This is a genomic window from Nostoc sp. CmiVER01, from assembly GCF_034531135.2.
GTDB lineage: Bacteria > Cyanobacteriota > Cyanobacteriia > Cyanobacteriales > Nostocaceae > Nostoc.
This window is the reverse complement of the sequence record NZ_JAVRBU020000002.1, coordinates 489,734-513,622: the sequence shown is the minus strand read 5'-3', so window position 1 is coordinate 513,622 and position 23,889 is coordinate 489,734. Positions and strand designations below refer to the sequence as shown.

Genomic DNA, 23,889 nt, shown 5'->3' with positions numbered 1-23,889 from the left:
CTTTTGTTGTGAATTAAAGGCTTAGGTGAGAAAAAGTAATTTTTAAGCTTCTAGAAAGAAGTTAAAATTAACAAACTGCCCTCCTAAACTGATTATTTCTCATTTAGAAACAGACTGGAGACTTTTATGACCCCAGCAGCGATCGCTACACCCACAAAAGAATCACCCCTTTTGTTTGAAGGACTGACTTGGACAGAATTCAAAGCAGTTGAGCAATTATTAGACCGTCCAGGATATCGGCTGTCTTTCCTGGATGGCGTTTTGGAGATCCGAAGAATGCCTGGAGAACCACACGAAACCGTTAAGGAAAGACTCGGCGCATTGTTAGAACTTTACTTGCTCATGGCAGGGTTTGACTTTACTCCAACTGGGTCAATGACCTTAGAAAGTGAATCGGGTGCTGTCAAGCGAGAAGCAGATAAATCTTATAAACTTGCCCCTGGTCGAGTGCGTCCCGATTTAGCGATCGAGGTAGTATTTACCAGTGGTGGTATCAACAAACTGGAGGCATATAAGCGGCTGTTAATTCCAGAAGTGTGGTTCTGGGAAGATGGAGTGTTAGAAGTTTATCACTTGCAAAAAGAAGGTAACGCACTTCAGTATGAAAGGGTTTCTAGTAGTGAGGAGGTTAAGGGTATCGATCTGGATTTATTGTTGCGCTGCATCAATATGGTGAATCATGTTGATGCTATCAAGACTTTTCAGCAGGCGCTTCAGAAATAGCTGGTGATTTCAGCTAAACCCATTAATTACCGAAGAATAATTGAAAATTCAAGAGCTAGAATTCATTCTGGATTCTGTGCGACTGGATGTATAAGAGAGCTTTAGAGCAAGCCATTGTTACGGCAATTACAGTAGAAGTAGGAATTTCAAATGGGACTTTGGCGATCGCTTCTACACCTACGCTGCTAAATAGTCCTACAATGGTCATTCCTGGGGCAATTTATAGCCTGTCTGATTGTCCAGTGGTTGAAAGTATTTCTATACAAGCTACACTTTCATTCCTGTACTAACTTGTAAAGTGGAATAGGAAGTCGAAGAGAGCATCAAGAATATATATGTACGTACTAATTGGTGGTGCAGGCTTAGTGGGCTTAAGTTTGGCGCAAAAACTGGTAGAACTGGGACATACTGTTGCCGTAATTGACATTGACCCTATCGCTTGCCGCTATGCCCGTGAACAAGTAGGAGCAATGGCTTTTGAAGGCAGTGCTGTAAGTACAGAAGTATTGTTAGAAGCGGGGATTCGCAAAGCCGGTTCCTTGGCAGCTGTTCTGAGAAGTGATGCCTTAAACTTGGCAATGGTGACTCTTGCAAAACACTACGGTGTCACCCATATTTTAAGTCGGATGCGCCATCCCGATTTTGCTGAACCGTTACGTATTGCTGGAGCTAACCATATTGTCAGTACTGTTGAACTATCAGTTTCAACAATGGTGAATGCCATTGAATATCCGCAAGTGGAATCAATGATGCATTTTGAGCAGGGACAGATTGAGGTTCTGAAACTTTCCATCCCCAACAATTGCTATGTTGCTGGTCGTAGCGTTGCCGAAATTGCTCAGGATTCCCAATTTCCTAGTGGTTCGCTAATTATTGGCTATCAACCCCATCCCCACGAAGATTTGATGATTCCTAACGGTAGTACAATACTGGAACCTCATTCAACTGTGCTGATTGTGACTAAACCAGGATGTTTACATCAAGTTATTGATTTTATTGAACAAAAATGTTGAGCGTAGTTTCTAGCTAAGGGACTTCCAACTAAAAAAATATCCTATCGTGGTATGGGCAGGGGGCAGGGGAAAAAGAAAAATATGATCTGAGTAAATTGGATAATTTATTTTCTGGAAGTCTCTTAGCTACACATATAAAAAAGTGGTGTAAATAGTTTTGATGAAACTGTATCGATATATTTATTTAGCGATCGCTGTTGTTTTTCTTGCATCTTGTCAATCACCCGAAATTCCATCAAAGTCACAACCCGATGCCATTCCAGCAACCCCATCCCAACAAATCGTGACACTGGATAAGAATTTTAAGATAGCAAGCGGTCAAACTGTTTATGTTCCTGTCTACTCTCATATCTATCATCACAATCGGCAGGAGATTTTCGAGTTAGCAGTTACGCTAAGTATTCGGAATACAGATTTGACTAATCCGATCGTTATTACTTCTGTGCGCTACTATAACTCAGAAGGGAAACTAGTTAAAGAATATTTGGACCGTCCTATTCAACTTGATGCCCTAGCTTCTACAGACTTTTTTATAAATAGAAATGACACCACTGGAGGTTTAGGTGCAAACTTTATTGTAGAGTGGGTAGCCCAAACAGAAATATCCGAACCGATAGTGGAGGCAGTCATGATTGGTACTGATTTTCAACAAGGAATTTCTTTTATCAGTCCTGGTAGGGCCATTAAAAATCAAAATAACGATAAGCGATCGCCTTTAAAATAATTCGTAATTCGTAATTAAGTTTTTCTTCGTTTTCTTGTTCCCATACTCGCATAGGAATGCAATCATTAAATTTCCTCGTTCTCATGCTCAGTATGGGAATGCATTCATTGAGTCAGAGACTCAATATCTAACTAGAGGCATCAAATTCTAATCAGTCAAAACTCAGAGGTTCACTTACGAAGCTTAAAGGTTCACTCACGAAGCTCAGAATATGCCCAATCCCTAATCATCTTCAAGCTTCAATAATTGTTCATCAAGATTTTGTATCCGTCCGCGCACAATTTCTTCCGAGAGAATTCGCTTCCGCATTGCCTCATTGAGTGCTCCTTTTTCTGCCAAGAGTAAACGCCGACGAATGGCTTCCAGCTTACTGCTCTTGCCACTTCCACCTTCCACCTCATCAGGGCGACGATTATATAGTTCTCGCAGTATCTTTTCTGCACTAGCAATTCGCACCTGATAAGCTGACCGCATCTCTTCATAAACAGCTTTTGGTAAAACCCCTGATTTCAACAGACTATCTAATTCATCTTGTGCTGCTTTACCCGTCATCAACTGGGCTTGCAATTCTTCAACCTGTTGTTGAGCTTCTGAAAATTTAGATAATTTTAAGCGTTTTACCACCCAAGGCAAACTTAAACCCTGTCCCACTAACGACACCAGCACACAGCCGAAAACTATAGCTATCAGAACTTCTCGCCCTGGCAGTGTGGTAGGTAAGCTCAACGCCAGAGCCATTGAGAGTGAACCTTTGATGTTGCCTAAAAACAGTAAATGTTGCCAGCGTGGGGGAATTGGGCGGTCAATCCACCGAAGGCCTGCTAGTAGAGGATAGACTGTAAGAACTCGTCCGACTTGATAAGCCAAAACTGCAAGTAGAATTGCAGGTAAAGTTTTCCACAGTGTTACCAAGTTTATTTCTACACCAATCAGCAGAAAAATAAAGGTGTTGACGGTAAAACTAGCATATTCCCAAAAACTCAATAAGGTGATGCGATTAGAAGCAGAAGTATTGCGAGAAAGCCCTAAATTCCCGAAAATTAATCCTGCGACGACTACAGCCACCGCACCTGATACACCGAGAAGTTGTCCAACCTGAAAAGTTCCTAATGCAACTGCGACTGTCAATAAAAGACTGCTAAGAGCATCATCTAAACGGGCGAAGACAGGTATACTCAAGTAGCTCAAGACTAACCCCACCAGGCAGCCTCCTAGAGAGATAACTAGCAGTTGTTGGATTCCCTCTATAAATGTGAGTGAACCTGTTAAATATACTTGCACAATCAGGTTGAACATAACCAGGGCAGCAGCATCGTTAAATAGGGTTTCTCCTTCAACGATGGTGGAAAGGCGCGAGGGTACTGGTATTTCCTTAAAGACGGCAATCATTGAAACTGTATCAGTGTTTGCTAGCATTACTCCTACAAATAAGGCAGGTATCCAACTCAGTCCCAGCCCAAATTTCAAAAGTACTGCAATAATCGCACTGGAAAGCACAGCCCCTGGCCCAGCAAGTAGAGCAATTGGTTTAAAGGTGCTGCGTAGGCGGCTGACATCTGTATTAATACCAGCTTCAAAGAGGAGAATTGGCAGGAAAAGCTCCAAAACAAGAGTTGGATTTAAACCAATCGGACGAGACAATAGCTCAGTGATGGGCAAACCTGCTAATACTAAACCCACAACATAAGGAATTCTCAACCGCCGGGATAGCAGAGCTACACCCGTAGCAAGCAGCAAGAGAATAATTGAAACTTTGACTAATTGAGTTACATCCACTATTAACTTCTGAAAAGTTATTTTGACTTTATCAGTATTTTGTTCAAGATTGGATAGGAAAATTAAGAAAGCCAACTGAAGGCGATGCCTGCGGCGGGCTACGCCTACGCGACGACTTAAGGCATATATATTTAGATAATGCCAATTCTTGCGTCTCCTGACTAATCACTATTCTCTGTTGGCTTGCTCACTTAGACTGAAAAACTGCCACTGGTTTGAGTTCGTGACATTAAGGATTTTTTTTGTAGTGAGAATTTTAAAGCTTATTGGTGAAAAGTCAGACGCTAACCGTGGTGATTCAAAACTTTATTGGCTGTACATCAAAATAAAATTGAATATGGATAACAAAGAATAATGAACTTTGGGATTTTTGTAAAGCTTTTAATGTAAGCTTCTAATAGCAATAAATCCGAGAACTCAAATGAAAATCAACAAGGAAGATAAGAAACGAGCCAAAATCCAGTCAATAACAAACCTGGCAGAGGAAATAGAGTTGGTCGATTTATCAGACGAAGAAATTATGCAGGTGAATGGGGGTAATGTAGTCTGGGGGGGTAATGGTAATGACGTAGGAACCCCACCAGTGAAAATTACGGGATTTGAGCTAAACCAATTCTAAAAGTAAACCAGAATAATGCAAAAACCCCCAGTGATGATCTGAGGGTTTGTTTTTTGAGGGAGCATCCCAATTTTTAAAGAAGATCAGAAAAAGTTAAATTTATTAGCGATGATTACTTGCTAATTGTAGGGGTGACTATACGGCTCATAGGTGTAAACTTAACGTGAAACCCTTGTCAAGACGTGATATTCAGTTCTCTGGCTGATTGGCGTCACCCCACTCTAGCCCTGCCCTTATAAAGGGGAGGGAACTGTATTTCTTTTCCCCCAATAAACGGGGGGATTAAGGGAGGTAAAACGTATGTCGGGTAAGCATTTAAGCTTAAATTGACACCAATGCTATACGGATATTCTAATTACCACCCATGCTCGACACGAAGACTTTATTCAGATATCGTGCGTCTACATGGAGGTTTCGTTGATGTTTCTCGCCTCTTCAGCTAAACCAATTGATGACAATCTCAAAAAATTGGTAGACGAAATAGAAGCGCAAAGTCCTAGTTTATCAGTTTTAGCAGCGCGTGAATTCCGTTATAGTTTGCGCCAAACTCCTATAGAAGTAAATATCAAGGAACCTCGCCAGTTTAACGTACTCGAAGAATTTATTATCCGCGCCGCTATTGAATTTCAACCTCCGCCAACAGAGGATGAATTAGCCTTTGTACTTGGGCTTGATTCTGTTTTTATTAAAACTACTACTACAACTCTTCGTTCCTTACAAACTCTATCACCAACATCACCACTTACTGTTACTGCTGAAGGTCGCTCATTTTATGAAAAAGGGTCTGTACCACAGCCGCCATATCCTATACAAATTTATGCTATTACAGATCCTTTAAGTGACAAGATAACTTTCCAATCTGAATCCTTAAATGAGACAACGATAAGTTTGCCTGATTTGGCAGACTTTATCACTATTGATCATACAATTGCTGATATTGCTTCCTTACCCCTTGAGGAAATCCAAAAAAGTATTCAAGTTTCAGGTTTAGCACTTAATGTACCAGAAGAGGGAAAAATTGTCACTTCCTATAAGGTACTAGCTTCGACTCAAAAAATCTGGAGAAAAATATCACTTTTCGTTATCTTTGATGCTCTTGAAGATAAATTGACTATTCAAATAAGAAATGGAAAGCAAATTTTAGAGTCAGCATCAAATTGGTTAGAACTGCTACATAATGAAGGTAAAATATCTTTGCAAGTATTATGTAAATTGTCAACTGAAACCATCAATTTTCAACGTGAAGCCATTCTGAAGCAGAAAAATACTGAAATAGAAGCTAGACTTGAAAAGATTCGCCAAAAGGCGCTAGAAGCTGCTACAAAAGCTACTGGTGATGGAGATAACCATAAAGCGTTAGGTGAAGCTGTACAGTTACGCGATGGACAAATTAGCCTAGCTTTTTCAGAAGTTTTAAATTCGGCTGAAAATCAGATTCTAATCTATGCTCCTTGGATTAATCAGGCAGTTGTCAATGAAAAATTTATAAATTTATTACAGAAATTAGCTAATCGCGGAGTTCGGATTTTAATTGGACATGGAATTGGGCGGCGACAAGAAGATGAAAATAAACCAATTCCACCAGAGGTAGAGAAAAAACTTCGAGCGATAAAAACACCTGATGGTTTACCATCTGTACAGGTTTTTTGGTTGGGAGACTCCCATGTAAAAGAAGTAATAGCTGATAAACAAATCCATCTTTGCGGCTCTCATAACTGGTTATCCTATCGCGGCGATTACCTACCACAAGGTGAGTCAGTTTATAAAGTTACAATTCCACACCAAGTTCAAGAAGCTTATGAATTTCTTGCTAATCGCTTCCAAAATCACGCTCAAAAATTATGGGAAAATGCTTTAGAAAACCATAATTCTCAACTGGCTACAGAGTCTTTATGTGTATGGGGTGCGCTAGGTATGGAAGATATTGCACTCAAAGAGATAGAGAAAAATAATTGGTTGGAACTTTTGCCTATATGGTTGAATGTAGCACTACAGGGATTAAAATCGGAAAATTTGGCAGGTGAATCAAAAAGTTTTAAAACTGCACTTTCATTGCTGAATCAGATTTCTGTTGAAGAACCTTTTATTGAGGAATTGCAACAGGGCTGGCGTAAAGTTATAGGTGCGATCGCAATTAATAATCCCAAAACTGCTTTAAACTTACTTAGTGATGAAGTCTGGGTGCAGTTTATCCGCCTCAAGATTGCCCAAAAGAGTGATTCACCTGAGAAGTTTATTTCGCAACATACCTAAAATAAACCAGTAGTCAGAATTCAGAATTCAGAATTCAGAACACTCTACCTATAAAGGGATAGAGGTTTTAAGATGAGAATACTTTAATTTTCTTTCTTTTGACTTCCGCTTTACGGTATAAGTATATTTTTCATGCTTTAGTAGGAAGTAATAATTCTCCAAAAGGCAGCCAATAAATCCGTCGTCCTGATTTGGTATGAATTATCAGCAAAATGATTCTTAACTTTTGATTGGCTTAAAGATAGATCCAGAGATTCGTGTTATTCGATACAATTTATAAGCAGAGAGAGCCGAGGAGAACAAGGTGGTTTTATTAAAAGGCTTTGAGATTGAGATTTACACTGGCACGCCTCAAGGTGAAATCGTTGGTCTCTCCGATAAAATTGTTGCGGATTTGGATGGATTTATGCGAGAGCCAGATAGCCGCAACGTGGAATATATAACCGAACCATCCCATAATTACGAAAATTTATTATGTGCCTTACTACGTCCGAGGCGGGTATTGCGAAACTACCTCAATCGTTTGGGCGATTATACCCTGATACCGGGGAGTACTTTATCTTTGGGTGGGAGCGATCGCTTTCTCCGCTCCGACCCAGCAAACCCCTATCATGACTACATTGAGAATACCTACGGAACAAAAGTAGTCACCGCCAGCGTACACATCAATGTCGGCATCAGCGATCCAGAAGTATTGATGCGGGCCTGTCGAGTCATCCGTATGGAAGCACCTCTATTTCTCGCCCTCAGCGCCTCTTCTCCTTTCCTAGATGGCAAAGCTACTGGCTATCACTCCACTCGTTGGGGCGTATTTCCGCAAACGCCTAGCCATGTACCTTTATTTGCCAGCCACGCCGAACATATTCAGTGGGTGGAAGATCAACTCCTTGCCGGAACCATGCAAAACGTGCGGCATTTGTGGGCATCAGTACGACCAAATGGCGATCGCCGTCCTTACGCTCTAAATCGCCTAGAATTGAGAATTTGCGATTTAGTCACAGATCCAATTGCTTTGCTAGCCATTACTGCCTTATTAGAAGCGCGTTTGTTACAAATAATCGAAAATCCCAGCATCGATCCCTTAACTCAGAGTACCTTCTCTCCTCAAGAACTCGTCACCCTGACTGCTGAGAACGAAGCTGCTGCTGCTACTGGTAGTCTCGATGCTCATTTGAGGCATTGGCAAGATGGTAGAAGTATCCTAGCCAGAGATTGGATTTCTGAAATGTATCAGGATGTTTGGGCGATCGCTAAACAACAAGGCTTTAGTTGTTTCCTTTCTCCTTTGCACAAAATCCTCCGCGAAGGCAATGAAGCTCAACAGTGGTTGCAATTACACGCAGTCGGTTTTGACAGCCAGCGCGTCATCACTCAGGCTATTGTCGCCACCCAAGAACGCGAAATCGAACTTGAAAACAAATTGTGTTCATCCCTACTGACTTAACTCAAGAGGCATTGGGCATAGTGAAGAGAAATTAGACATAGGAGTGAAAATGAATGTAGAGACGTTGCATTGCAACATCTCTACAAGGGTTTTAGGTAACGCATAATTAATTTCTGCTAAGGCATCATATAAAAATAAGTTGTACAAATTTAATCTGGAACGACTTGTGAGCTTAACTTCCCCATCAAAATTGTTCAAGTTATTTTTGCAAGGCTCCCAAGTCTGTCGGTTGCATAGTTAACTACCACCATAGCCTGTAATGTAGACGTATACTACCAAAGCTACGCGCTAGAAAGTAGCCAATAATACCGAGTTTAAATGTGTGATGCCTGCGACAGGTTACGCCTATGCACGCTTAAACGGATTTCCTATATTTACCAAAAAATGTAAAGTTATGTAAACGAAATTAACAAACATAACAATAATTTGTAATAAATAATGACGCAACAGCATTGTATAAAGATAACTTAGAAGGAAAAAACAACATCTTAATCAGGTTTTCCAGTCGTTTACAGAAGTTTTAAGTTTTTTAACAAAAGTTTTAATCTGAAAGCCTGGAGATCGTAAACTTATTCCGTGGATGTCTGTTTTAAACCTTTCGTAACTCGTCAGGCAGTACTGACATCAAAAATAAACTGAACCATTCAGTTTTGAGTCCAATTATTCTTAACCAAGCAAACTAGGAGATTTAAGGCAATGGTTTTAGATGCATTTGCAAAAGTAGTTTCCCAAGCTGATACACGTGGGGAATTTCTCTCCGATGCACAATTGGATGCATTGAGCGAACTAGTCAAAGATGGTAACAAGCGTACAGATGCTGTTAACCGTATTACCAGCAATGCGTCAGCTCTTGTTGCTGCTGCGGTTCGTGATTTGTGGGCAGAACAACCCCAATTGATCGCTCCCGGTGGTAATGCTTACACCAGCCGTCGTGCAGCTGCTTGTATCAGAGACTTGGACATCATTCTTCGCTATATCACTTATGCGATCTTTGCTGGCGATTCCAGCGTGCTAGATGATCGTGCCCTCAATGGTTTGCGGGAAACCTACTTGGCATTGGGAACTCCAGGAGCTTCAGTTGCTGTTGGTATTCAAAAGTTGAAACAAGCTTCCCTGGCTATTGTCAACGATCCAAACAACATCACCAGAGGAGATTGCAGCGCTTTATCATCTGAAATAGCTAGCTATTTTGATCGTGCTGCTTCAGCAGTAGCGTAAGGCAGATACTGCTGCTATTGACTGAAGATAATAGTCCATTAGGACAAAACAAAATTTCAACCAAAAGTTTGTAAAAGGGAATACCAAAATGACAAAAACACCTCTAACGGAAGCAATCGCATCGGCTGATTCTCAAGGTCGCTACCTCAGCAGCACTGAAATTCAAGTTGCTTTTGGTCGCTTCCGCCAAGCACCAGCTAGCTTACAAGCAGCAAAAGCATTGAGCGGTAATGCTCAACGCTTGACCGAAGGTGCTGCTCAAGCAGTTTATAGCAAGTTCCCTTACACCACTCAACAACAAGGCCCCAACTTCGCGTCTGATGCACGCGGTAAAAGCAAGTGTGTACGTGATATCGGCTACTACTTGCGGATCATCACTTATGCTTTAGTTGTTGGTGGCACAGGCCCCTTGGACGATTTCTTGATTTCTGGCTTGGCTGAAATCAACCGGACTTTTGATCTGTCTCCTAGCTGGTACATTGAAGCTCTCAAGTACATCAAAGCTAACCACGGTCTAAGCGGCGATCCAGCTGTTGAAGCCAATTCTTACATCGACTATGTAATCAATACTCTAAGCTAGAGTGTTTCTTTAGCCCGGAGAGACAATCAACTCTTATGACAAGTGAGTCTTATGAGTTGTTTACCTCTCCGGGCAGTTTTATATTCAAAAGACTGTTAAAAGAGTAGAAAAAATTTTTCTAAAAAGTTTTCAGTTTTACAGTAAAAACTGAGGAGGTTAAATATGGCGGCTTTGGGACAAGCAGCAAGATTAGGGATTGGAGAATTTGAAAACTTACCACTAGTAGAACTACGTCCCGATAGAACAGAAGAAGATGTAGCAGTGGTTATCCGGGCGGCTTACCGTCAGGTTCTGGGTAATGAATATCTACTGGAAGGAGAACGTCTTGTCAGTGCAGAATCACTGTTGCAGCAAGGTGGAATCTCAGTTCGGGGATTTGTGCAAGCCATTGCTCAATCGGAACTTTATCGGGATAAGTTTTTCTACTCCAACTCCCAAACTCGGTTTATCGAGTTGAATTATAAGCACCTATTGGGGCGTGCCCCGCAAGATGAGTCAGAAATTTCGTATCATGTTGAGCTTTACAACTCACAAGGTTATGAAGCCGAGATTAATTCCTACATTGACTCATTAGAATATCAAGAGAGTTTTGGCGAAAATATTGTGCCTTACTATCGAGGCTTTAAAAGCCAGGTAGGACTGAAAAACGTTAGCTATGGCCGACTGTTTCAACTGTATCGGGGTTACGCCAATAGCGATCGCGCTCAAGGGAAAAAACAAGGACGCCTAACTTGGGAAATAGCTAAAAATCTAGCTTCACCCATTTACCCAGTCTCATCGGGAGCCTTAACAGGTCTTTCTAGGGGTGACCGTGGGGAAACATACCGAATCAGAGTGTTACAAGCAGCTTCCCCAAATTCAACTGTAGTGCGGCGGGGTACTGCGGAATTGATCGTACCATACGAGCAACTTTCTAGTAAATTGCAGCAGTTGAATAGTAAAGGCAGTAAGGTTATTAGCATTACAGCCGTATAAATAGGGAATCGGGAATTAAGGAGGAGTTAGAAGTTGTTAGTTAGGAGCCAGGAGTAAAAAGTAAGGAGTTTTGAATTCCTAACTTTACCCCGTGCTCTTGACTCCTAACTCCTAACTCCTAACTTTTCCCAACTACTAACTTAAAAAGGGAAAATTATCAATGGCTATTACAACAGCAGCTTCTCGTCTGGGAACAGAACCTTTTAATGATCAGTCTCCTGTGGAATTGCGTTCAAATGCAACCAAAGAAGACATTGAGAGAGTAATTGCTGCCATCTATCGTCAAGTTTTAGGCAACAACTACATTTTGACATCTGACCGTCTCACAAGTGCTGAATCTATCCTGCGCGATGGAAAAATTACAGTGCAAGAGTTTGTGCGTCAACTAGCTAAATCAGAACTGTACAAATCCAAATTTTTCTACGACAATTTCCAAACTCGCGTCATCGAGCTGAACTATAAACATTTGTTGGGTCGTGCCCCTTATGATGAGTCTGATGTGGTCTATCATTTGGACTTGTACCAAACCAAGGGATATGAAGCCGACATAGATTCTTATATTGATTCGCCAGAGTATCAATCCAACTTTGGTGAAAACATTGTGCCTTACTATCGTGGCTTTAAAACCCAAACAGGACAAAAAACTGTAGGATTTAGCCGGATATTCCAACTTTATCGCGGCTATGCCAGTAGCGATACCTCTCAACTCAAAGGCAAGTCCTCCCGTCTTGCTAGCGAACTTGGTCGTAATGGTGCATCCGTTGTTGTTCCTCCCTCTGGTGGCCCTTCCGGTTTTTCCTACGTCGCTCCTGAAAAAGGTGTTACCCCCAACAGTACTTTCGGTGGTGCAGGGACTTTCGGCAAAGAAGGCAGACTCTACCGCATTGAAGTTGCAGGTGTTTTTGGAGCCGGGTATCCTAGCACACGCCGGGTCAATCAAGCGGTAATTATACCTTATGAAGAACTATCTACTTACTTCCAGAGAGTGGTAAAACAAGGTGGCAAAATAGCCAGTGTGAAACCACTTTAGTGTCAATAATCATAAGGACAAAGAGAGAAGTCTGAGCGAAGGCTCAGACCATCAGAAGTTCTCGCAAAGGAAAGAGTGCGCGAACTGAGACTAATAACAATTTAGAATTGGAAATTAATTTTATGGTTGGACAAATTAGTAGTAGAACAAGTAGTCGCTACTTTCGGTATGAAGTAGTGGGTCTGCGCCAAAGCGAAGAAACCGACAAAACTAATTATCCGATTCGTTCTAGTGCCTCTGTGTTTTACACAGTGCCTGAGAACCGAATGAATCAGGAAATGCAGCGCATTACTCGCTTGGGTGGCAAAATAGTCGGCATTCAGGCATTGAACGCTGATACAACACATAGCGAACACAACCATGAATCCCAGTCTGGAGAACATTAAAGATTTATCACTGACAGTTGACAATGGCGACGGTGGATCTTTAACTGTAGAGCAGGCTCTAGCTAATCTTGAAAGTGCAGATTTAGGCTTGCGATTTTATGCTGCCTGGTGGTTGGGCAAGTTTCGTATAAATGAACCAGCTGCGGTTACAGCACTAATCAAAGCGTTAGAGGATGAAGCGGACAGGACACCAGAAGGCGGATATCCTCTGCGACGCAACGCAGCTAGAGCATTAGGGAAACTTGGCGATCGCCAGGCAGTATCACCTCTGATTAAGTGTTCAGACTGCTCAGATTTTTATGTGCGGGAAGCGGCGGTACAATCCTTAGAGATGCTGGGTGATCCGGTTTGTATTCCGGCGCTAATCAAGCTATTAGCAGTAGGTTTGCAGGGAGAGCAGCTCATATCACAGCCTGATTTATCTCAACCCTACGACGCCATCTTAGAAGCCTTAGGAACATTGAGGGCGACTGAGTTTGCCCCTTTGGTAAAAGCATTCTTAGAACATCCAATTGAATTGGTGCAATATTCGGCTGCACGAGCCATGTATCAATTAACCCAAGAATCAGTTTATGGAGAACGGCTGGTACAAGCTCTGGCGGGAGAGAAATTGCAATTGCGTCGAGCAGTTTTAGCAGATTTGGGAGCGATTGGATATCTACCCGCAGCAGATGCGATCGCACAGACTCTTGCTGAAAATAGTCTCAAGCTAATTTCTCTTAAAGGATTACTAGAACATCAAGTAAATCACATAATACCAAGCACTTTCTCAGAAGGTACGATTAAAGTGATGAATTTGATGGACTCGCTGTTGTAGTCATAAATTCTAGATAATCAGTTTTTATTAATACGTTACAACCAAATTTTTATTACACATCAACCCCCAGGCTCACTCTAAAATCAGGGCTAGGGGGTTTATGTATGATGCCAACTACGGATAGCTCAAGCTACAATTGGCTGACGACTCATTACTGAAGAAGAATTATTATGAATAACAGCGATCTGGCCCAAATATTGATCCGTGCTGTAGAAGAAGCAGATTCCTCGGATCGTTTATTAGACGCAGTTCAGGAGTTAGCAGCATCTGGTATAGAAGAAGGTGTTCCTACACTAATTGCAGCTTTGGGTTACAACAATCCAGGGGCAGCAGTGGCGGCGGTAGATGGGCTGATTGCGATCGGGGAAGCCGCAGTGCAGCCACTATTACAACTAATTGATGGCTACAACTATGGTGCTAGAGCCTGGGCTATTCGTGCCTTAGCGGGAATTGGCGATGTCCGGGCGCTCGATACCTTGTTAGAGGCAGCAAAGACCGATTTTTCTTTGAGTGTGCGGCGGGCAGCTGCTAGGGGATTAGGCACTTTGCGTTGGCAGCAAGTACCGCCTGAGAAACTAGAATCTATTCAAACTCAGGTATTAGAGGCGCTATTACTAATTTCTCAAGATCCAGAGTGGGTAGTGCGCTATGCAGCAGTGACAAGTTTAGAAACACTAGCCATTGCCATAGCAGCTACTTTACCCGATCAAGCGTCGCGGATTAAAAATCAACTTCAACACATGCTCGATACAGATGTTGATCTTGGAGTTCGCACCCGTGTCAAGTTTGCACAAGAAAAAATTCAGCCGCAACAGCTGCAACAACATCAAGAAGTTTTTGCACCTAAAATGAAACTACAAGACACTGAAGTAGCTCATCGTGGCGATAGCAGACGGTAAAAAATTCAAAATTTATAGCCGATTCTAATTGCATGGAATACAAGTCTGTCGTTGAGTGCATAGCTGACTTTTCACAGTATCTGGAAAAACTCACTTTTATTTCTCTCTTCCAAAAGCAGAGAGACTTTGAATTTCTCCCTGGATATTGCCACGGGCACATGGTTCAGCAAACTCTGACATTAAAGGCGTAAAGTAGATATGCGATCGCTGTAAAAATCGTTCTAAAACCTGCTGACGACCTGTAATATAATCCGCCTCTGCCATCCAGCCATATTCCTGGCGAATGGCATGGGCGTATTCTCCATAGTGCACTTGGTTAGTAGCCAAAATCGCTAAATCGGCATCAAGTAGAACTTGGCTATCATAGTCATCTACCGCAGCTTGGTGGTCTTTAGTGTTCAGAATTATACGAGTGACAATAGTTATAGTACTTTCTGGAATACCCAAATTACTTAGCAGATCAAAAGCATAGTCTGCACTTCGTTGTTCATTATCTTGAGCTTGAGTGTCATATACTACATCATGAAACCAGGCAGCTAGTTGAACAGCAGCTAGATTGGTAGTGTAGCCTTGCAAAATCTCAATTGTTTTGAAAACGCGATCAATGTGTTTGAGTGTATGGTAATAGCGACCAGGGGTAGAGTAAGCTGCAATCAAGTCATTAAAAGCTTTCTCAGCCGCTACCTGGTCAACACCAAAGGGTTGGAGTGTGTGTTGCCAGTTAGAAAATAAGATATGCGTGAGGTTTTCTGTAGGCATAAATGTAGTATTCACACTCTTAGTATGACTGAGCTAATCTCTTGTGCTGCAACATCTGTCTAATCAAGTTAGAAATAGATCAACAAAAGGATAACACTTGTTATTGAATTGGGCATTGGGCATGGGAAAGAGGACTTGGGGACAAGGAGAATTGGGGACAAGGGGAAAGACTTGTTGGAAGCGAAGCTCTAAACTTTTGTCACCTTGTCCCCCTGCTCCCCTGCTCTCACTCCCTACTCCCCACTCCCCACTAGATATATGAAAGCGTCAAAATAGAAGACACAGACTTTGTCCAAAAAGCCTTGCCTTAATTAAGGAGTTTATTATCAGTGGTATTACAAGTACAGACAAGCACCTACGAAGCTAAAACCCAAGAAATTGCTAAACAACTTCTAGCAGCAACGCAGGAAAATCGTTCGTTTTTTTCTTCCCTGCGGGATCAAATGCGCTGGGATGATAAATTACTAGCTTGGGCGATGAGTAATCCTGGGTTACGGGTGCAACTATTTCGGTTTATAGATACGCTACCTGCTTTACACAGTAAATCAGAAATTGCCTCACATTTACAAGAATATTTAGGAGATGAGTCTGTAGAATTACCGGCAGCTTTAAAGGGAATGCTAAACTTTGCTAATCCCGATTCGATGCCAGGACAAGTTGCTGCTACAACCGTTGGTACAGCCGTTGAAACTCTTGCTCATAAATATATTTCTGGGGAAAATATTAAACAAGTCATCAAAACAGTTGAACGATTGCGAAAAGAGAAAATGGCTTTCACCATCGATTTACTTGGTGAAGCAGTAATTACCGAAGCCGAAGCGCAGTCTTATCTAGAACGCTATCTAGAATTAATGCAACAATTGGTGGAAGCATCGAAGAATTGGGTAGCTATCCCGGCTATTGATGAGGCTGATGGCGAAGCAATCCCAAAAGTTCAGGTTTCTGTTAAGTTAACGGCATTTTATTCCCAATTTGATCCATTAGATGCTAAAGGTAGTGAAGAGCGAGTTAGCGATCGCATTCGGATTCTCTTACGTCGTGCTAAAGAATTAGGCGCAGCTGTCCATTTTGATATGGAACAGTATGCCTATAAAGATATAACTCTTAGCATCTTGAAAAAACTACTTTTAGAAGAAGAGTTTCGGCAACGCACAGACGTTGGGATAACCATTCAAGCATATCTGCGTGATAGCGAGCAAGATACTAAAGACGTAATTTCCTGGTTGAAAGAACGTGGTTATCCTCTGACAATCCGCTTAGTAAAAGGCGCATATTGGGATCAGGAAACTATCAAAGCAGCGCAGAAGCATTGGCCACAGCCAGTTTACAACGACAAAGCGGCAACTGATGCTAATTTTGAAACCATCACTCAGTTGTTATTAGAAAATCATCAATATGTGTATTCTGCCATTGGTAGCCATAACGTGCGATCGCACTCTCGCGCCATTGCCATCGCTGAAAGTTTAAATGTCCCCCGCCGTCGCTTTGAATTACAAGTCCTCTACGGCATGGGTGATAAAGTTGCCAAGGCGTTGGTTGACAAGGGTTATCGAGTCAGAGTTTACTGTCCTTACGGTGAATTATTACCTGGGATGGCGTATTTAATTCGGCGATTGTTAGAAAATACCGCTAATAGTTCTTTTTTACGGCAAAATCTCGAAAATCGACCAATTGAAGAATTATTAGCGCCGCCGATTGTCAAAGAGGAAAAGAACGTACAGACGCGATTAATCGCGTCTCTCCAAAGTACAGACGCGATTAATCACGTCTCTACTAACTCTCATTTTATCGGTGCTGCTGATACTGATTATGCTGAAGAAGAGGTAAGAACAAAGATGGCGCAAGCTTTTCAAAGTGTTCGTCAACAACTTGGTAAAACTTATTTACCCCTAATTAATGGCGAGTATATTAATCCGCCGGAATTTGTTGATTCTCTCAATCCTTCTAATTTCAGTGAGGTAGTTGGTAAGATTGGGTTGATTAGCGTTGAACAAGCAGAACAGGCGATGCAAGCTGCTAAAGCTGCCTTTCCTGGGTGGCGGAAAACACCAGCTAAACAACGCGCTGATATTTTGCGGAAAGCGGGTGATTTGATGGAACTCCGCCGCGCCGAACTTTCAGCTTGGATAGTGTTGGAAGTTGGGAAACCTGTTAAGGAAGCTGATGGAGAAGTTTCGGAAGCGATAGATTTCTGTCGGTACTACGCTGACGAGATAGAACGGTTAGATAAAGGTGTGAATTATGACATACCTGGCGAAACTAATCATTATATCTACCAACCACGCGGTATTGCTGTAGTGATTTCCCCTTGGAATTTTCCGCTAGCTATCGCTTGTGGAATGACCGTTGCAGCTTTGGTTTCAGGCAATTGTACTCTCCTCAAACCTGCGGAAACATCTTCTGTAATTGCGGCAAAACTCACAGAAATTTTGGTAGATGCTGGTTTTCCTAAAGGTGTATTTCAATACGTACCTGGCAAGGGTTCACAAGTCGGCGCTTATTTGGTAAATCATCCAGATACTCATGTAATTGCTTTTACGGGTTCCCAAGAAGTCGGCTGTAGAATTTACGCAGAGGCGGCAATCTTAAAACCTGGACAAAAGCACATGAAACGAGTGATTGCTGAAATGGGTGGCAAGAATGCGATTATTGTAGATGAAAGTGCTGATTTAGACCAAGCAGTTGTGGGTGTAGTACAGTCGGCATTTGGTTACAGTGGACAAAAATGTTCGGCTGCTTCTAGGGTGATTGTGCTGCAACCGATTTATGATGCCTTTGTGCAACGGTTGGTGGAAGCGACAAAATCCTTGAATATTGGGGAAGCAGAGTTACCAAGTACACAAGTTGGGCCAGTGATTGATGCTAATGCCCGCGATCGCATCCGCGAGTATATTGAGAAGGGTAAGGCAGAAGCACAATTAGCCTTGGAATTACCAGCACCCGAACAAGGATATTTTATCGGGCCTGTGATCTTTAGTGAAGTATCGCCAAATGCGGTAATTTCCCAGGAAGAAATTTTTGGCCCTGTGCTGGCAGCGATTCGGGTGAAAGATTTCCAGGAAGCGTTAGCAGTCGCCAACGGGACAAACTTCGCCTTAACTGGAGGACTTTATTCTAGAACACCTTCGCACATTCAGCAGGCGCAGGAAGAGTTTGAAGTTGGGAATTTGTACATTAACCGCAATATTACAGGAGCGATCGTGGGGCGGCAACCCTTTGGTGGATTCAAACTTTCTGGAGTCGGTTCTAAAGCAGGCGGCCCTGATTACCTCTTGCAATTCCTCGAACCACGCGCGGTAACAGAAAATATTCAACGCCAAGGTTTTGCACCAATTGAAGGTGCTGAGTGAACTAATTCGTAATAATGCTCTCTACGAGACGCTAAAAGCGAACGCAATTACCTTTTGTAATGGAGATTTAACCGCGACACAAAACCTACTACCTGTCTTGTACCATTTCACTAAAATCCTGATACAAATTCTTTCCCCTCTGCTCCCCTGCTTGCCTAAATGTATCAACCTTAAAGTGAAACGGTATTGCTAGGAACTTATATCATGTCCGCTTAATTGCTTATTAAACTCGAATAACCTCACCCCGCCAAAGCTACGCTTTGTCTCCCTTCCCCGCAAGCGGGGAGGGATTGGGGATGGGGTGTAGTGACTATGATTAGCATAACTAATTGTGCGGACATGATATTAAACCCCCACCACTTGTTAAAGCTTGTAAGGTGGGTAATGCCCACCTTATATTACCCAAGGAGCAATCGTTTTTCGTGAAACCGATTTTTTAGATTTTGATGAAAAGTCTAAAATTGGCTTGATTATCTACTAGAATTTTCGCCAATTTCATCAGTACTTTCATTATTTTTCACCAAAATCATCAAACAGAAACAACTAGCAGCTAGCTTTATTAAGTTCATAGCTCCGCTTTTTAATACAATAAAAGCGCCTAATCCTATAAGAACAAAAGGTACAATATTATTACCATAGCGAGTTAATACATCGGCTATTACTTTGTAGTTAATTAATTTGTATGCCGCATAACACCATACTCCTAGCAGTAGAAAAAATAATCCAATAATTATCACAAAACTCTCTAAGTTACTGCTAGCAAATAACGGCACATAGACACTAATATTGTCACTACCATTTGCAACTGTAATGGCTGCTACGCTGTAAGTTTGAGGAGATAGGATAGTAATGTTTGATGCCTCAGATTCTTCAGTTGTAGCTACAACCTCCTCCGATGCATCTTCTTCTTTATTAACTAAGCTGCTGATACCTATAGCAATTGGTAGTAAACCAAGTAATCCAATCCAGTTTTTTGATAAAACTAACCCACCAAATAAACCCGAAAGGCTAAGAATTAACAAAACTGTAAAACCTAGAAACTGACCGACAACTACATGCCTACGGCGGAAGGTAGCATTTATTTGAGAAAAAAGCAACAATAGAATGACAATATCATCAATATTAGTGGCAATGAACGCAATTGTCCCAGTAGTAATTGCAGTAACTAACTCGTTCATATTTTAAGATAAACATAGATATGCTTTTATCTTGCAGGGAGCATCTCACTCTAGACATTTCTAGAAATTAAATATACATTATCCAGAACGCTTGTAGAGACGTAGCACTGCTGCCTCTCTACATTCTTTTTTACTAGATGTGTAATTGAATTGTGGTAATTCTTGTTTCAGGCCAAACTGCTGTAAGAAAAAGAGCTATCTGCAAAGATAAAATTTTCAAAGCCAGTTGTCAAAAGGGTAATCAGATTTCCATTGTTGTTGAAGGTAATGTTGGCAGGGTTTAGACTCTTGCCAGAAATAATACCAGATACACTAACTTCAGAACGCTTGAAAGCCTTCACATTAAGGGTGTCAAAACCACTCCCGCCATCAACAATTGCTGACCCGAATCCTTTGAAATAGTCATTTCCAGTCCCTAGTTCAAAGCGGATACCGCCACCAATAGTGACTTTTTGTTGAACTTTATCAATATGACTGGTAGCGATAACTTTGTCATTTCCATCGCCAGTTCTGATGATTCCTTGCCCATAAATGCCATAAGCAGTACCACCAATTGTGGTTGTTGCTTGTCCGGTGAGGATGTCATGGTCATTACCAGTATCAATGATGCCGTCATTGAAGATGCCATAGGCTAGGGTGTTTGCTTCCAAGCTGTTTGCAGAACCCTTAATCGTGTCCTTGTTTTCACCAGTTGTGATAACAGCTTTTTTAATGTTCTGGATACCGATGGTAGTAGTGCCTATGCTGCTTTTGCTCGGTTCTGTGATGATGGTGGCGTTTTCGATGTTCTTGTTCTGGCTGCTAATGCTAGTAGGGCTGATGCTCTGTGCAATGGGGATAGTGTCATCTTTAATAAGCTGGCCAGACCCAAGATTAATAAGCCCAGGTATAGGATAAATTGTATATTTGCCCCTGCTGCCGACAGTAGCAATACCAATGAGCGTATCTTCTCCTGTGCCAGTATTTAGTTTGCCACTGTTGCTGATACCGATTCCAGCACCGCCGTCGCCGTTTTCGCCATTGATAATGTAATCAGAAGTAGTGCCATAGGCAGAACCAGTACCACCAGTACCACCAGTACCAGTGCCACTGATAGTATCATTTCCGTCCCCTACATCAAAACTGCCACTGTTGCTGATGCCGATTCCAGCACCGCCATCGCCACTTTTGGTGCTGTAACTTAAAAAACCAACACCGATATAGGGGCTACCTTGGCGACCATTACCACCAGTACCAATGCCTGTGATAGTGTCATTTCCATGCCCTGCATCAAAACTACTACTGTTGCTGATACCGATTCCAGCACCGCCGTCGCCAGCTTTAGAAACATTAGAAACATCGCCTGCCTGATAGCCGTCCGTGACACCAATACCGCCAGTACCAATGCCTGTGATAGTGTCATTTCCATGCCCTGCATCAAAACTGCCACTGTTGCTGATGCCCGTTCTAGTAGCGCCTTTACCGTCTTTAACATCCTTTACAATACCCAGTATACGGATGCGAATGCTACTAGTAGCAATGCCTGTGATAGTATCATTTCCGTCCCCTGCATCAAAACTGCCACTGTTGCTGATGCCGATTGTAGTAGCGTTAGTACCAGTGATAGTGTCATTTCCGTTCCCTGCATCAAAACTGCCACTGTTGCTAATGCCAATTCCACTCCCTGCATTGAGACTACTACTGTTATTGATGCCAGTGCCTATAAATTTCAAGCCAGTGCCGATGCCAGTGATAATGTCACTTCCATCCCCTGCATTGAGAGTACCACTATTATTGATGCCGATGCCAGTAACAGGTTTCTTAGGCTTACCACCTGTGTTAGGCTTACCAGTACCAGTAATACTGTCGTTTCCTGAAAATGTACTAATCACACCTCCATTTAAAATATCAATACCAATCGCCACAGATGCATTTGACTCTTCTGCGACAATAGTATCGATACTAGAAGTCCCGATGAAATTAAATGGAACCGTAAGTCTAGGCATTGACAACTTTTCTCATTGAAAATAATTACTTTGTCATCTTAAAGCTTAGTTGTGTCAGAAGGTTAAAATAATTCGTAATGAAATGAGTTGGGAATTTAGATGCCAACTTTCTTATAAACCACCAAAAAATATAATTTGGTGGGGGATTTAAACTGAATTACCGATTAGTGAATTTGATATGGTGATAAATCATAAGTTCTAAAAATCCAGGATGAGTAAGATAGGTACAGCCTTCAGTGAAGGGATAATTGCCTTCATCGCCACTAACATAGATGACATCATTATATTGTTAATATTTTTTTCACAGGTAGATGTTAATTTTCGGCGACGGCATATCTTACTCGGTCAATATCTGGGTTTCACAGCCATTATCATCGCTAGCTTACCAGGATTTTTTGGTGGCTTAGTCGTACAGCGAGAATGGATAGGATTGCTGGGACTGCTACCAATAGTAATTGGAATTCAACAATTAGTATCTAGAAAAGAAGAAACTACAACAGTTCAGACAGTCAGTAGTGATTTTACGCAGTCTACACCTAGTAATCCTGTATTATCTTTTATTTTGAGTATTTTACACCCCCAAACCTATAAAGTAGCGGCAGTAACGATCGCTAATGGTGGTGACAATATTAGTATATATATCCCTTTATTCGCTGGTCACGATCTTACCAGCTTGGGAGTTATTCTAAGTATATTTTTTATCATGGTAGGGGTTTGGTGTGCGATCGCTTATTTTTTAAGCCGTCAACCTACCATTGCTAATATTTTAAGTCGCTACGGCAAAGCTGTCGTACCTTTTGTATTAATTGGCTTGGGTCTGTTCATTATGTATGAGCGAGGTACATTCACTCTACTACCTTGGGTGAAAAGTTAATCAATGTTGGATGTTGGATGCTGGATTTGGGATTGAAAATCTAAAATTGGTTACACTTGATGAACTAATTTCCAACTCACCATCATTAAGATGGTATAAATTATAAATCGTAGTGGGCGTTGCGGAGCTACCTGGCAGATTTTAGCGCCTACTAACACCCCTGGAACAGAGCCTAGCCATATAGGTACTACCAGACTCCAATCAACTGTTCCCAGGCTGAGGTGGCCGAGGGCAGTAAACAGTAGTAAAATTGCTGCGTGTGAAATATCTGTACCTACCAACTTCCGTGCATCAAGCCGGAAAAACCCAATCAGCACCAGGGCAAACATTGAACCTGATGAGACACTAGTTAAACCAACTAAACAGCCTAAAATTGCTCCCAAAGTGATTGTTATACACCTACCAGAGTTAGTTTCTAAGTCTAATTTTGGCAGTTCAGGTAAATTAAATTTGGGGAAAAAAGTTAATAGTAGCAATTGCACTAGTGCTAATACTGTGACTAGCAAAATCATCACACCAAGCAAACGCAGCAAGATGTTATCCAGGCTATATTCACCTGTACGTTTAAGAAAGTGCAAAATCCCCACGCCGAACAGTGAGCCTGGAACACTCCCAAAAGCCAGCCATTTAACAACTGTTGTGTCAAGGGTTTTCTGTTCCCAATGCTTGACGCTACCAACAATTTTCATCAATGTGGCAGCTACAACATCAGAACTTACAGCGATAGAAGGCGGAACCTGAAAAACAAAAATCAACATTGGGGTGATGAGAGAGGCTCCACCAATTCCCGTCAAACCAACTATGATGCCAACAAAAAAGCTCAAGAACGGTAGTAATAAATATTCCATACTCTTCGGGGGTTTCAACAATCAGTTATGAGTTATCAAAGTCCTGTTGAGTCTCCCACTTCTATTAAGTGAGCAACATAGGGTTTAAATCTCCAAACAAAGCCTTAATAACTGTTCACTGACTTAACTAGGAGCAGCTATAACTGAAAATCAGCTAAAGCTTCACTGCGAAAGAGCAGTAATTGTGCCAAACTATAGCCCAGTCGTATATAGAGCTAGTGATGGCAAGTTACTGTGTTTCTCTAGGGATGAGTTACACAAAGTTTATCCAGCTAAAAGTTAGAGCAGAGGATTCCTGGACAACTTAAAACCTGCCTGGAAGTTTTTGGTAGCATGAGAACTGGCACTTAGCTGAAACAGGCTGTGATAACTGCTTATGGGTCAGTTGCTCTGCTAAATTCAACTTATAACTGGTTTTTTGCGGTTTTACATGTAAAA

At 41.8% G+C, this 23,889-nt stretch carries 20 protein-coding genes and 1 pseudogene; 16 read left to right on the top strand and 5 right to left on the bottom strand.

Going from position 1 to position 23,889, the window contains the following annotated elements:
• Positions 1 to 126 precede the first annotated feature (126 nt).
• The 4 genes from RMZ43_RS04895 (at position 127) to RMZ43_RS04880 (ending at position 2,460) form a co-directional block, all read left to right on the top strand.
• A complete protein-coding gene (locus tag RMZ43_RS04895; RefSeq protein WP_322654473.1) occupies positions 127 to 723 on the top strand; it encodes a Uma2 family endonuclease in 597 nt (198 codons plus the stop codon).
• Between the two features lie 86 nt (positions 724 to 809).
• Positions 810 to 1,013, top strand: a complete 204-nt coding sequence (locus RMZ43_RS04890) for a hypothetical protein (protein ID WP_322654746.1) — start codon at positions 810 to 812, stop codon at positions 1,011 to 1,013.
• A gap of 45 nt (positions 1,014 to 1,058) precedes the next feature.
• The gene (locus RMZ43_RS04885) at positions 1,059 to 1,736 is read left to right on the top strand and encodes a potassium channel family protein (protein WP_322651265.1); all 678 of its coding nucleotides are present in this window, start codon (positions 1,059 to 1,061) and stop codon (positions 1,734 to 1,736) included.
• A gap of 160 nt (positions 1,737 to 1,896) precedes the next feature.
• Positions 1,897 to 2,460, top strand: a complete 564-nt coding sequence (locus RMZ43_RS04880; RefSeq protein WP_322654474.1) for a DUF3124 domain-containing protein — start codon at positions 1,897 to 1,899, stop codon at positions 2,458 to 2,460.
• 222 nt (positions 2,461 to 2,682) lie between these two features.
• On the opposite strand, the gene RMZ43_RS04875 is transcribed toward RMZ43_RS04880, so the two are convergent.
• Positions 2,683 to 4,236: a cation:proton antiporter gene (locus RMZ43_RS04875; RefSeq protein ID WP_322654475.1), complete on the bottom strand. Its 1,554-nt coding sequence runs from the start codon at positions 4,234 to 4,236 to the stop codon at positions 2,683 to 2,685.
• A 421-nt stretch (positions 4,237 to 4,657) separates the two neighbouring features.
• Between RMZ43_RS04875 and RMZ43_RS04870 the strand changes: the two genes are divergently transcribed.
• The 10 genes and pseudogenes from RMZ43_RS04870 (at position 4,658) to RMZ43_RS04825 (ending at position 14,457) form a co-directional block, all read left to right on the top strand.
• Positions 4,658 to 4,855, top strand: coding sequence for a hypothetical protein (locus RMZ43_RS04870; protein ID WP_322651268.1), 198 nt, complete (start codon positions 4,658 to 4,660; stop codon positions 4,853 to 4,855).
• Positions 4,856 to 5,275: 420 nt separating this feature from the next.
• Complete coding sequence (locus RMZ43_RS04865) at positions 5,276 to 7,108, top strand: hypothetical protein (protein ID WP_322654476.1); 1,833 nt, start codon at positions 5,276 to 5,278, stop codon at positions 7,106 to 7,108.
• A 304-nt stretch (positions 7,109 to 7,412) separates the two neighbouring features.
• Complete coding sequence (gene gshA / locus RMZ43_RS04860; protein ID WP_322654477.1) at positions 7,413 to 8,552, top strand: glutamate--cysteine ligase; 1,140 nt, start codon at positions 7,413 to 7,415, stop codon at positions 8,550 to 8,552.
• Between the two features lie 696 nt (positions 8,553 to 9,248).
• Entirely contained in the window at positions 9,249 to 9,770 is a 522-nt protein-coding gene (locus RMZ43_RS04855) for a phycocyanin subunit beta (RefSeq protein ID WP_322654478.1), read from the top strand.
• Positions 9,771 to 9,858: 88 nt separating this feature from the next.
• Positions 9,859 to 10,350 (top strand): phycocyanin subunit alpha, encoded by a 492-nt coding sequence (cpcA, locus tag RMZ43_RS04850; RefSeq protein WP_322654479.1) that lies wholly within the window; start codon positions 9,859 to 9,861, stop codon positions 10,348 to 10,350.
• A gap of 162 nt (positions 10,351 to 10,512) precedes the next feature.
• Positions 10,513 to 11,325 carry a phycobilisome linker polypeptide gene (locus RMZ43_RS04845; protein WP_322654480.1) on the top strand — a complete coding sequence of 271 codons (813 nt, stop codon included), beginning with the start codon at positions 10,513 to 10,515 and terminating at the stop codon, positions 11,323 to 11,325.
• A gap of 160 nt (positions 11,326 to 11,485) precedes the next feature.
• Entirely contained in the window at positions 11,486 to 12,355 is an 870-nt protein-coding gene (locus RMZ43_RS04840; protein ID WP_322654481.1) for a phycobilisome linker polypeptide, read from the top strand.
• Between the two features lie 122 nt (positions 12,356 to 12,477).
• Positions 12,478 to 12,690 (top strand): annotated as a pseudogene (locus RMZ43_RS04835) (phycobilisome linker polypeptide); the annotation flags it as partial.
• Positions 12,691 to 12,715: 25 nt separating this feature from the next.
• On the top strand, positions 12,716 to 13,558 hold the full coding sequence (locus RMZ43_RS04830; protein WP_322654482.1) for a HEAT repeat domain-containing protein: 843 nt from the start codon (positions 12,716 to 12,718) through the stop codon (positions 13,556 to 13,558).
• Between the two features lie 170 nt (positions 13,559 to 13,728).
• Entirely contained in the window at positions 13,729 to 14,457 is a 729-nt protein-coding gene (locus RMZ43_RS04825; protein WP_322654483.1) for a HEAT repeat domain-containing protein, read from the top strand.
• A 96-nt stretch (positions 14,458 to 14,553) separates the two neighbouring features.
• On the opposite strand, the gene RMZ43_RS04820 is transcribed toward RMZ43_RS04825, so the two are convergent.
• The gene (locus RMZ43_RS04820) at positions 14,554 to 15,216 is read right to left on the bottom strand and encodes an HD domain-containing protein (RefSeq protein WP_322654484.1); all 663 of its coding nucleotides are present in this window, start codon (positions 15,214 to 15,216) and stop codon (positions 14,554 to 14,556) included.
• A gap of 329 nt (positions 15,217 to 15,545) precedes the next feature.
• On the opposite strand from RMZ43_RS04820, the gene pruA reads away from it, so the two are divergent.
• Positions 15,546 to 18,566 carry an L-glutamate gamma-semialdehyde dehydrogenase gene (pruA, locus tag RMZ43_RS04815; RefSeq protein ID WP_322654485.1) on the top strand — a complete coding sequence of 1,007 codons (3,021 nt, stop codon included), beginning with the start codon at positions 15,546 to 15,548 and terminating at the stop codon, positions 18,564 to 18,566.
• A 470-nt stretch (positions 18,567 to 19,036) separates the two neighbouring features.
• Here pruA and RMZ43_RS04810 read toward each other — a convergent pair whose 3' ends face one another.
• Positions 19,037 to 19,744 carry a cadmium resistance transporter gene (locus tag RMZ43_RS04810; RefSeq protein ID WP_322651277.1) on the bottom strand — a complete coding sequence of 236 codons (708 nt, stop codon included), beginning with the start codon at positions 19,742 to 19,744 and terminating at the stop codon, positions 19,037 to 19,039.
• Between the two features lie 167 nt (positions 19,745 to 19,911).
• Complete coding sequence (locus tag RMZ43_RS04805; RefSeq protein WP_322651278.1) at positions 19,912 to 21,729, bottom strand: hypothetical protein; 1,818 nt, start codon at positions 21,727 to 21,729, stop codon at positions 19,912 to 19,914.
• A gap of 211 nt (positions 21,730 to 21,940) precedes the next feature.
• Between RMZ43_RS04805 and RMZ43_RS04800 the strand changes: the two genes are divergently transcribed.
• The gene (locus RMZ43_RS04800; RefSeq protein ID WP_322654486.1) at positions 21,941 to 22,603 is read left to right on the top strand and encodes a cadmium resistance transporter; all 663 of its coding nucleotides are present in this window, start codon (positions 21,941 to 21,943) and stop codon (positions 22,601 to 22,603) included.
• A 50-nt stretch (positions 22,604 to 22,653) separates the two neighbouring features.
• Here the strand turns inward: RMZ43_RS04800 and RMZ43_RS04795 are convergent, their stop codons facing one another.
• Positions 22,654 to 23,451: a sulfite exporter TauE/SafE family protein gene (locus tag RMZ43_RS04795; protein ID WP_322651280.1), complete on the bottom strand. Its 798-nt coding sequence runs from the start codon at positions 23,449 to 23,451 to the stop codon at positions 22,654 to 22,656.
• Positions 23,452 to 23,889: the final 438 nt, after the last annotated feature.

Bases quoted from the DNA above. Each gene is read 5' to 3' on its own strand.
- RMZ43_RS04810 (WP_322651277.1), bottom strand. From the start codon at position 19,744: ATGAACGAGTTAGTTACTGCAATTACTACTGGGACAATTGCGTTCATT.
- RMZ43_RS04895 (WP_322654473.1), top strand. From the start codon at position 127: ATGACCCCAGCAGCGATCGCTACACCCACAAAAGAATCACCCCTTTTG.
- RMZ43_RS04795 (WP_322651280.1), bottom strand. From the start codon at position 23,451: ATGGAATATTTATTACTACCGTTCTTGAGCTTTTTTGTTGGCATCATA.
- RMZ43_RS04845 (WP_322654480.1), top strand. From the start codon at position 10,513: ATGGCGGCTTTGGGACAAGCAGCAAGATTAGGGATTGGAGAATTTGAA.
- RMZ43_RS04880 (WP_322654474.1), top strand. From the start codon at position 1,897: ATGAAACTGTATCGATATATTTATTTAGCGATCGCTGTTGTTTTTCTT.
- RMZ43_RS04870 (WP_322651268.1), top strand. From the start codon at position 4,658: ATGAAAATCAACAAGGAAGATAAGAAACGAGCCAAAATCCAGTCAATA.
- RMZ43_RS04800 (WP_322654486.1), top strand. From the start codon at position 21,941: ATGAGTAAGATAGGTACAGCCTTCAGTGAAGGGATAATTGCCTTCATC.
- RMZ43_RS04840 (WP_322654481.1), top strand. From the start codon at position 11,486: ATGGCTATTACAACAGCAGCTTCTCGTCTGGGAACAGAACCTTTTAAT.
- RMZ43_RS04820 (WP_322654484.1), bottom strand. From the start codon at position 15,216: ATGCCTACAGAAAACCTCACGCATATCTTATTTTCTAACTGGCAACAC.
- RMZ43_RS04830 (WP_322654482.1), top strand. From the start codon at position 12,716: ATGAATCCCAGTCTGGAGAACATTAAAGATTTATCACTGACAGTTGAC.
- RMZ43_RS04805 (WP_322651278.1), bottom strand. From the start codon at position 21,729: ATGCCTAGACTTACGGTTCCATTTAATTTCATCGGGACTTCTAGTATC.
- RMZ43_RS04890 (WP_322654746.1), top strand. From the start codon at position 810: ATGTATAAGAGAGCTTTAGAGCAAGCCATTGTTACGGCAATTACAGTA.
- RMZ43_RS04855 (WP_322654478.1), top strand. From the start codon at position 9,249: ATGGTTTTAGATGCATTTGCAAAAGTAGTTTCCCAAGCTGATACACGT.
- RMZ43_RS04865 (WP_322654476.1), top strand. From the start codon at position 5,276: ATGTTTCTCGCCTCTTCAGCTAAACCAATTGATGACAATCTCAAAAAA.
- RMZ43_RS04885 (WP_322651265.1), top strand. From the start codon at position 1,059: ATGTACGTACTAATTGGTGGTGCAGGCTTAGTGGGCTTAAGTTTGGCG.
- RMZ43_RS04825 (WP_322654483.1), top strand. From the start codon at position 13,729: ATGAATAACAGCGATCTGGCCCAAATATTGATCCGTGCTGTAGAAGAA.
- cpcA (WP_322654479.1), top strand. From the start codon at position 9,859: ATGACAAAAACACCTCTAACGGAAGCAATCGCATCGGCTGATTCTCAA.